Raw genomic sequence first — 9397 nt, forward strand, 5'->3', positions numbered from 1 at the left:
CGTCAGAATATCCAGGCGATCAGGACGGCAGCCGACCACGCAGCCGGCTAACCAGCGCTTTTCCCGCGTTCAGCCCGGCATGCCGGCTAAGGTTCTGGTACCGGCCGAGGCTTGTGATGGTCTGATGCGCAACGGTATCGGATCTGGAGCGGCTGCCTGATTCGGCCTCAAGGGTCCTCACAGCAGACAGTTGATCCCGCGCGCATACAAAAGAACAGAAAGAACAGATTCTCTTGCGTGCATACAAAACATGTTAAGTTCCCGCAGGTTGTGAAAATGCGCGGAATTACAGCATTGAGCTCCAGATGCCGCATATTCCTTCGTGCTAAAGTACAATAACGTGATCTTGTGCTTGAGCAGGCGAATGCTCGCACTGTATGGTACAAGTACGAGAAGGCGAATGCTTTCGGACTCGAATCGCCCAGGACAAGTCTTGGGGACAAGGAGTCGCTATGACATACGGAGCTGCCAATCTGAACGACGACGCTGCGGGACCGAAGAGTACGCTTGCCAGTACGGTCTATCAGCAATTGCGGGACGATCTTCTCGGGGGTGTTCTTGAGGCCGAGAGCAAGCTGCGGGTGGAATGGGTGGTCTCCAAATATGGAGCCGGCGCCTCGCCTGTCCGCGAAGCTCTCAATCGCCTCGCCTCGGAAGGACTTCTCGGCCGGCACGACCAGCGCGGCTTCTTCATCATGCCGGTCAGTGCGTCGGAACTCGAGGAGCTGACGCGCACCCGCTGCTGGCTCGAGGAGCGGGCGCTTCGCGAATCCATCGCCCACCGCACCGCCGAATGGGAAGAACAGCTCGTGCTGGCGCTGCATCGCCTGGGACGCGCGTCACGTCTGTCTCCGCAGGCTCTCTTTTCGCTCAATCCCGATTGGGAGAGGCTGCATCGTATCTTCCACAGGGTGTTGATTTCGGCCTGCCGGTCGCAATGGCTGGTGGGGTTTTGCGACCAGCTCTCCGATCACGCCTATCGCTACCGGCAAATGGCCAATGATGGCGAGGGCGTCCAGCGCGACGATTTCGGCGAGCATCGCCTGATCGCCGAATGTGCCCTGGACGGCAATGCCGACGGTGCCGTCGAGGCACTGCTCAACCATTACCAGTTGACTGCCGCCATGTGCATGAAGCGCTTCGAGCAGGACGACGAAACGAAGGAACTCGCCGGCAAACGCGCTCGGCGATAACAGCCGATTCCCGGCGGGCTCTTGCGCTCGTTTCTTGCTCGCACTCTGCGTCGGCGAGGCTGGCGTGAACCGCTGTCGGCGGGCTTGACGGCGCGGCCAAGAACCGCGAACCCTCGCCGCCGAGGCATGCCGCGACAGGCGCATGCTCAGCGCCGCCGCACCCAGGGATGTCTTCATGAGCAATCATCTGTTCGATGCGTTCCGGTCCCGGATGCCGGCGCCAGCGCGCTTGCTGATGGAAACCGATGATGGGCGCTCGCTCACCTATGGCGATATGCTGGCCCGCTCGGCGCAGCTTGCGCATGCGCTCCTGCAACTCGATGTCGAACCCGGTGACCGCGTTGCCGTGCAGGTCGAGAAGAGCCCGGAAGCGGTCCTGCTCTATCTCGCCTGCCTGCGAGCCGGCGCCGTCTTCCTGCCGCTCAACACCGCCTACACATTGGCCGAGCTGGAGTATTTCTTCGGCGACGCAGAGCCACGCCTGGTCGTCTGCGATCCGGCAAGAGCGGCCGACGTCGGCGCGCTGGCGAAAAAGTCGGGCGCCGTCACCGTCACGCTCGGCCGCGACGGCCGGGGATCGCTGCCCGATCGAGCCTCGCGGCTGCCGATGGATTTTCATGACGTAGCGCGTGGGCCGGATGACCTCGCGGCGATCCTCTACACGTCGGGAACCACCGGCCGTTCGAAAGGCGCCATGCTCAGCCACGAGAACCTTGCTTCGAACGCGCGCGTGCTGGTCGAGCACTGGCGTTTCACTGGAGACGACGTGCTGATCCACGCATTGCCGATCTTCCACACGCACGGCCTGTTCGTCGCCACCAATGTCGTCCTGATGGCCGGCGCCTCGATGCTGTTCGAGCAGAAGTTCGATCCGGCCCGCATCGTCTCGCTGCTGCCGCGCGCCACCGCCCTGATGGGGGTGCCGACCTTCTACGTGCGCCTGCTGCAGCAGGATGGGCTGGACCATGAGGCGGCAAAAAACATCCGTGTGTTCATTTCCGGGTCGGCGCCGCTGCTGGCCGAGACGCATAAGGCCTGGCGCGAGCGCACCGGCCACGCGATCCTCGAACGCTACGGCATGACCGAGACCAACATGAACACCTCGAACCCCTATGAGGGCGAGCGGCGCGCCGGTACCGTCGGTTTCCCCTTGCCCGGGGTCACGCTCCGCATCGCCGATCCCGACAGCGGCGCAGCGCTTGCGCAGGGTGAGGTCGGCATGATCGAGGTCAAAGGCCCCAACGTCTTCGGCGGCTATTGGCGCATGCCGGAGAAGACCAAGGCGGAATTCCGCGCCGACGGTTTTTTCATCACCGGCGATCTCGGCATGATCGACGCCGACGGCTACGTCCACATTGTCGGCCGCGGCAAGGACCTGATCATATCGGGCGGCTACAACATCTATCCGAAGGAACTTGAAAGCGAGATCGACGCGCTCGACGGGGTTAGCGAAAGCGCCGTCATCGGCGTTGCCCATCCGGATTTCGGCGAAGGCGTCACCGCTGTCGTCGTGCGGGCGCCGTCATCGCGGATCACCGATGCCGAAATTCTCGCCGCTATCGCCGGGCGGGTGGCGAAATACAAGCATCCGAAGCGGGTGATCTTCGTCGATGAACTGCCGCGCAACACCATGGGCAAGGTACAGAAGAACCTGCTGCGCGACACCTACAAGGACATATACGCATCATAGTTGTGCGGCGCCTGGGGCAGGGGCGCCTTACTCGCCTTACTCCTTGCGCGACCTTTCGGCCCGACTGCCGGAGCCCCACAAGGCGCGCTTCAGCAGGTTGCGCTTTCGTGGGACGAGGTTGATGTCGCTGACAAGCTTGGCGCCGCCCTCGCGCCGTTCCAAGGTGATCTTGCGGCTATGGAAGGCTTCCAGCTCGGCCCGGTGCGCCACGCTGATGATGGTGACATCAGGCAATTCACGGATCACCGTCGCCATCATGGTGTCCTGGCTCTTCTCGTCGAGCGCCGAGGTTGCTTCATCCAGCACGACGATATCGGGGCGGTGCAACAGCAGGCGCGCGAAGGCGAGACGCTGCTTTTCGCCGCCCGACAGCGTCTGGTCCCATGGCGCTTCTTCCTTGATCCTTTCGGCAAGGTAGGCGAGGCCGACCTTGTCGAGGGCGGCCTTGATCTGCTTGATCGTCCACTTATCCGCCGCCGCGGGATAGGCGACCGCGCGGCGAAGCGTGCCCGAGGGGATGTAGGGGCGTTGCGGCAGCATGAACAGTCGCCTGTCGGCGTGGAAATTGACGCTGCCGCCGCCCCACGGCCACAGGCCCGCGACGGCCCGCACCAGCGTCGACTTGCCCGAGCCGGATTCGCCGGCCACCAGCACCCGCTCACCGGGTTCGATCGCAACCTCGGTCTCCTTGACCACGGCGGTGCCGTCGTCGAGCGTCACGGAGAGATCGTCGAGGCTGAGCATGGCACCGTCATCGGTTTCGCCGTGCTGGATGCGCCCAAGCGCGTCGCTCTGCTCCGCACGCTCGAGCCCGTCGAGCGACATCATCAGCGATGCTATGCGCCGCGCGGAGGCGTTCCAGTCGGCAAGACGCGGGTAGTTGTCGACCAGCCATCCGAACGCGCCTTGCACGATGCCAAAGGCGGACGCTGCCTGCATCACCTCGCCAAGCGTCATTGAGCCTTCGAGGAATTTTGGCGCGCACAGCAGGATCGGCACGACCGGCGCAAACAGGCTCGATCCCTGCGACACCGCCGCCGTGCGCATGTGCTGGCCCGTCAGCAGCGCCCATTGCCTCAGCACATGGCCGAAATTCCTGTCGATGCCGCTGCGCTCCTCTTCCTCGCCGCCCAGCAAGGCGATGCTCTCGCCGTTTTCGCGCACGCGCGTCAGCGTGTAGCGCAGTTCGGCCTCCGCCTGGTTCTTCCGCTCGGAGAGCTGGACGAAATTGCGGCCGATGACCACCATCGCGGTCGAGGTGATGGCGGCATAGATCATCGCGGTGATGACCAGGAAGCCGGGGATGGTGATGCTCTCGCCGCCGATCGGCAAAGTGAGCGCGCCGCCGATGGTCCACAGCACGACGATGAAGGTCGAGGCAGACAGGAACGCGTTGAGGACGCCGGCGATGAAATCGACCGGCGACTCGGTGGCGATGCGCAGATCCTCGGTCATGCGGGCCTCGGGGTTCTGGTGGTCGCCGCCGACGAGATTCAGTTGGTAGTAGCGGCCGCCTGCCAGCCAGCGCGCGATGACCGCGGTGGTCAGCCAGGAACGCCAGCGGCGCTGGATCGTCATGCGCAGGTAGACCTGCGCGACGACAAGGCTGCCGCTGCAGATTACCAGCGGCACGAAGACGGCGCTGAGGAAATAGACGCTGCGGGCGTTGCGCTGCTCGAGGGCATCGAACATCGAACGGTTCCAGACATTGATGCCATACTGGAAGCCGATATTGATGCAGATCAGCAGCAGCACCCCGATCGTCAATGGCCAGGCGAGCCGGTCGCCGCGCCGGCTCCAGTAACCGCGCGCGCTGATCCAGAAACGCCGCAGCAGATATTTCTTGCGCTCCTGCTCGGCCCCTTCGGGCGTCAGTTGCGGATCGGGCTCGACAGCATCCGGCGGTGGCCCCGGCTGGCCGTCGACCTCCGGGGCAGCTTCGGCACTCGACAGCTTTTTTTCGCGCAGCTCCTCGTGGCGTGGCCTTTGGTCACGCGGAGCTTTCTGTGGCGGCTTCAAGGCACCGCGCGGTTTGATGCCGTCGGCCTGTTTCAATTTGGGTTTCGCCTCGGACATACGCTCCGACAACGACCTCAAAATCAAAAGGTTTCATGACGTCAGCCGACTTGACCTGATATCAACGCACAGTGTCGGAGCCGGCCGCAAAAACCTTTTCGCCGCCGATCCAGACGCCCTTCGTGTCGAGATCGTCCGACAGAGCGACAATATCCGCAGCCGTGCCGTTGGCGAATCGGCCAAGTCGGTGCGACTGGCCGATTGCTTGCGCCGGATAGAGTGAGGCCATGCGCAAAGCCTCGGAAAGCTCGACCCCGACGACGCGGTGGATGAAACGAACGGCCGAGATCATGTCGAGATCGGCGCCCGCCAGCGTTCCGTCGGCGAGCCTCAGGCTGCCGTCCCTTCGATAGATGGTGCGGCCGTTGAGCGTGAACGACGTCATCTCGGTGCCGATTGTCGCCATGGCGTCGGTGACCAGCACGATCCTGGCCGGCCCCTGCTTGGCGCGCAGCGCGATCTTGATGGTGGCCGGATCGACATGGATGCCGTCGGCGATGAGGCCGGCCGACAAGCTGCCGATGTCGATGGCGGCGCCGACCAATCCGGGCTCGCGATTGCCGATCTGGCTCATCGCATTGAACAGATGGGTGACCATTGAGGCGCCGGCCGCGGCAAAGGCGCTGGCGGTGGCATAGCCGGTATCGGAGTGGCCAAGGCTGACGATGATGCCGGCCCTGGCGAGTGCCGCGACGCGCGCCGGCTCGACGGATTCAGGGGCAATGGTGGTGAGCAGCACCGGTAGTTTTTGCCGCGCGGCGATCAGCATCGCCTGATCGGCATCCGTCATCGGCCGGATCAGCACCGGATCATGCGCGCCCTTGCGGGCGACCGACAGATGCGGGCCTTCGAGATGCAGTCCGAGAAACCCGGGCACCTTCTGGCGCGCCGCTGCCTCGCCGGCGGCGACAGCGGCGGCCGTGATTGCAGGCGTGTCGGTGATCAGCGTCGGCAGCAGCGCCGTCGTGCCGAAGGGCGCGTGCGCGCGACAAATGGTTTCGATGGAAGCGACATCGGGATGGTCGTTGAGCATGACGCCGCCGCCGCCATTGACCTGTACATCCACAAAGCCCGGCGTCAGAAGGCCGCCGCCGGTGTCGACGACGCGGATATCCGAGGGGACGGCGCCCGTTGGCAAAATAGCCTCGACGAGACCGTCGCGCACGACAAGTGCGTGGCCTTCATGCCAGTCGTCGCCGTCGAAAATCCGGGCTCCAGTCAGGGCAAAGCGATCGCTCATACTGTCTCCGTCACCTTGCGAAGATTGCGCGGCGTGTCCGGGTCGAGACCGCGATGGCGGGCAAAGGCCTCGACGAACATGTAGAAGGAGACGATCAGCGTCAGCGGATCGGTCAGCGGGTGGCCAGTGGCGACATGCGGCAGGCGCACGGCGCGTTTGGCAAGCGCCGAGGTGACGAACACCGGCGCGCCCTTGGCCGCCAGGCTGTCGGCGGCCTCGGCAATGGACGGTTCGGAGGCGTCGCGCGCGGCCAGCGCCAGCACCGGAAAATCGGGACCGATCAGCGCCAGCGGGCCGTGCATGACCTCGGCGGCGCTGTAGGCCTCGGCATGCATGCCGCAGGTCTCCTTGAATTTCAGCGCCGCCTCATTGGCCATCGCCGCCGACGGTCCGCGGCCGAGGATGAACAGCGACTTCTGCTTCTCGATCGTCTCGGAGAGCACGCTCATCCAGTCGCAGGCGATCGCCTTGCCGAAATGCTCCGGCAGGCGGGCAAGTGCGGCCAACAGCGCGTCGTCGCCCGTGGCATGCGCCATCAGAGCGAGGCCAGCGACGGCCGAATTGATGAAGGTCTTCGTGGCCGCGACGCTGCGCTCGGGGCCGGCCAGGATATCGATCGCATAGTCCGAAGCACGCGCCAGCGGCGAATCGGCGGTGTTGGTGATGGCGACGGTCAGCGCGCCCCCCGCCCGCGCGGTTTCGGCCATGGCGACGATATCGGGGCTCTTGCCCGACTGCGAGATTGCCAGGCAGGCCGAGCCGGCCAGCCTGAGCTTGCGGCCGTAGATCGAGGCGATCGACGGTCCGACCGATGCGACGGCCAGGCCGGCGGTCAGCTCGACGGCGTATTTCATGAAGGTGGCGGCATGGTCGGACGAGCCGCGCGCCACGGTGACGACGAACTGCGGGTCACGTTCACGGATGCCGCGCCCGGCCTCTGTCAGCACGGCGCCGGAGCCGTCGAGCAGGCGGGCGACCGCTTGCGGGACCTCCTCGATCTCGCGCCGCATATGGGTCATTTCTGCCGACATGGTCGGCTTTGTCGTGCTCATGGTCGGCCCTCTTCGCTCGGCCCTGTCAGCCGCAGTTCGGCGACGAAATCATAGGCGTCGCCTCGGTAGATGGAGCGGGTGAATTCGATCACCTTGCCGCTCGCCAGATAGGAAATGCGTTCGATGTGCAGGCCGGCAATGCCTGGCGGCACTTCGAGCAGGCGCGCGTCGCTGTCGCCGAGATTGGCGGCGGAGATGCGCTGCACCGCCCGCACCGGCCGGTTGCCGGTCAATTCCAGCGCCGCGTAGAGCGAGGAACCTATATCGGCCGGATCGGGCAACACGCTGGCCGACAGCGAGGCGCGTTCGATCGCCAGCGGCGTGTCGTTGGCAATGCGCAGGCGCGCCACCCGCGCCACCAGTTCGCTCGACGACAGGCCGAGCACCATCATCTCGTCGGGCGAGGGCGCGTAAAGGCCGCGGTCGAGCCATGCCGAACGCACCGCCATGCCGCGCCGCGCCATGTCCTCGGTGAACGAGGTCAGCCGCGACAGCGACTGTTCGACACGCTCCATGCGCGGCGCCACGAAGGTGCCGGAGCCGTGGCGCTGCACCAGGATGCCGCCCTTGACCAGGTCCTGCACCGCCTTGCGCACGGTGACCCGCGAAATATCGGCCTTGGTGGCGATGTCGCGCTCGGAAGGCAGCGCGTCGCCCGGCCCGATGAGGCCGCGATTGACCGCGTCCTCGATGCTCTTGCGAAGCTGCAGATAAAGCGGCGCGCCGCTTTGCGCCTGATGTTTGAGCGTGGCGAAGATCTGGTCGGCGGCCTCGCTCATCGAGTTGCCTCCGCGTGTCCGGCGAAAAGGCGGACCGCTATCTGCACCGCGCCGCCCAGCGCGTCGTCGAGCGGCGGCTTCAGCAGCGCCCGGTAACGGGCAGACAGGCGCGGCGCGTAGAGCGGCGCCAGCCCGCCGAGCAGGCACAGCGGCGCGTCGTCGGCGAGATCGAGCGCGCCGAGCGAGGCTTCGACATCGGCGACCACCCTGTCGAGGATCCAGTTGGCGACGCTGTCACCCTTCTCGGCATGCTCGAACACCTTGGGTGCGAAGCCGCCGAAATCGCCCGGCTTGGCATTGGTGGTGAATTCGACGACATCCTCCGGGTTGTTGCGGAACACGGCCAGCATGCTCTGCGTCAGCGGCGAACCTTCGCGGACGCCGTCATAGGCAAGCAGGGTCTGTTCGAGCAGGTCGCGGCCGATACGGGCGCCGCTGCCCTGGTCGCCAACCTGGAAGCCCCAGCCGCCGATGGCCCGCGATTTGCCTTGTCTGCGCGCCATATAGGCGGTGCCGGTGCCGAGGATCGCCATGGCGCCGTCGCCGGAGCCGACAGCGCCTTCCAGTGCGATCTCGGCGTCGGTCTCGACGCGGCTGATGCTGAACGGCAGGATCGCTTCGAGCTGCTGCCGGTAGGTGCCGACATTGGCGCCGGCCAGCCCGAGAATGGCCGGCGTCTGCGGGATCAGTTCCGCATCCTGCCCGGCGGCGAGAAACGCCTGCCGCGCGGCCTCGACGATGTTCGAGCGGGCGCCGGTCAAGTCGGTGCGGATGTTGGCGGCGCCGCTTTTTGCGCGGCCAATCACCGTGCCGTCCGCCGTTGCCAGGGCGGCCCTGCAGCTGGTGCCGCCGCCATCGATTCCGAGCACGAAATTCACGTGATTTCTCCTCCAGGCGGATAATACCAATAAAATACCAATAGCCAAGGGTTAATTTCCGTTTCAAAAAGATTAAGCCGTATTTTATTGAAAATCCTATGAATTTCGCCGGCTCAGCGATTTCCGGCCAGCGAATTCGTTAATGCGTGTGGACAAGTGGTATTTTTTTGGTATTGTTCTGGTATTGGAGGAACCGGGATGGCCGAAACGCGCACCGAAGCGCTTCACAAAAATGCCGAGGGGCTGGATATCCAGCCTCCGGACGCCATCCTTTCCTATCTGGCCGATGCGCAGATCGAAGCCGCCAAGGTCGTGCGCCATGCCATTCCATCCATAGCCAGGGCCGCCGAGATCATCGCCGGCAGGCTGAAGAGCGGCGGCAAGCTTGCCTACGCCGCGGCCGGCAGCTCAGGCCTGATGGCGCTGGCAGATGCGCTGGAACTGCCGGGCACCTTCGGCATTCACCGTGACCGCATCGCTATCCTGATC

At 64.9% G+C, this 9397-nt stretch carries 7 protein-coding genes and 1 pseudogene; 3 read left to right on the forward strand and 5 right to left on the reverse strand.

The genetic code is table 11. The features are described from left to right. Positions 1-452: 452 nt before the first annotated feature. Positions 453-1193 (forward strand): GntR family transcriptional regulator, encoded by a 741-nt coding sequence (locus EN939_RS10325; protein WP_127267930.1) that lies wholly within the window; start codon positions 453-455, stop codon positions 1191-1193. 175 nt (positions 1194-1368) lie between these two features. Then, positions 1369-2883 (forward strand): malonate--CoA ligase, encoded by a 1515-nt coding sequence (locus tag EN939_RS10330; RefSeq protein WP_127267931.1) that lies wholly within the window; start codon positions 1369-1371, stop codon positions 2881-2883. Between the two features lie 36 nt (positions 2884-2919). Here the strand turns inward: EN939_RS10330 and EN939_RS10335 are convergent, their stop codons facing one another. The 5 genes from EN939_RS10335 to EN939_RS10355 form a co-directional block, all read right to left on the reverse strand. Beyond that, complete coding sequence (locus EN939_RS10335) at positions 2920-4959, reverse strand: ABC transporter ATP-binding protein/permease (protein WP_127267932.1); 2040 nt, start codon at positions 4957-4959, stop codon at positions 2920-2922. Positions 4960-5020: 61 nt separating this feature from the next. Continuing rightward, positions 5021-6199 carry an N-acetylglucosamine-6-phosphate deacetylase gene (nagA, locus tag EN939_RS10340; protein WP_127267933.1) on the reverse strand — a complete coding sequence of 393 codons (1179 nt, stop codon included), beginning with the start codon at positions 6197-6199 and terminating at the stop codon, positions 5021-5023. Further along, entirely contained in the window at positions 6196-7230 is a 1035-nt protein-coding gene (locus tag EN939_RS10345; protein ID WP_164748800.1) for an SIS domain-containing protein, read from the reverse strand. Before EN939_RS10345 ends, nagA begins: the two co-directional genes overlap by 4 nt. Positions 7231-7247: 17 nt before the next feature. Further along, a complete protein-coding gene (locus EN939_RS10350; RefSeq protein ID WP_027040192.1) occupies positions 7248-8030 on the reverse strand; it encodes a GntR family transcriptional regulator in 783 nt (260 codons plus the stop codon). After that, on the reverse strand, positions 8027-8908 hold the full coding sequence (locus tag EN939_RS10355; RefSeq protein ID WP_127267935.1) for an N-acetylglucosamine kinase: 882 nt from the start codon (positions 8906-8908) through the stop codon (positions 8027-8029). Before EN939_RS10355 ends, EN939_RS10350 begins: the two co-directional genes overlap by 4 nt. A 198-nt stretch (positions 8909-9106) precedes the next feature. On the opposite strand from EN939_RS10355, the pseudogene EN939_RS10360 reads away from it, so the two are divergent. Beyond that, positions 9107-9397 (forward strand): annotated as a pseudogene (locus EN939_RS10360) (N-acetylmuramic acid 6-phosphate etherase); the annotation flags it as partial.

Origin of the sequence: Mesorhizobium sp. M7A.F.Ca.CA.002.05.1.1 (genome assembly GCF_003998335.1) — a bacterium.
Lineage (GTDB): Bacteria > Pseudomonadota > Alphaproteobacteria > Rhizobiales > Rhizobiaceae > Mesorhizobium.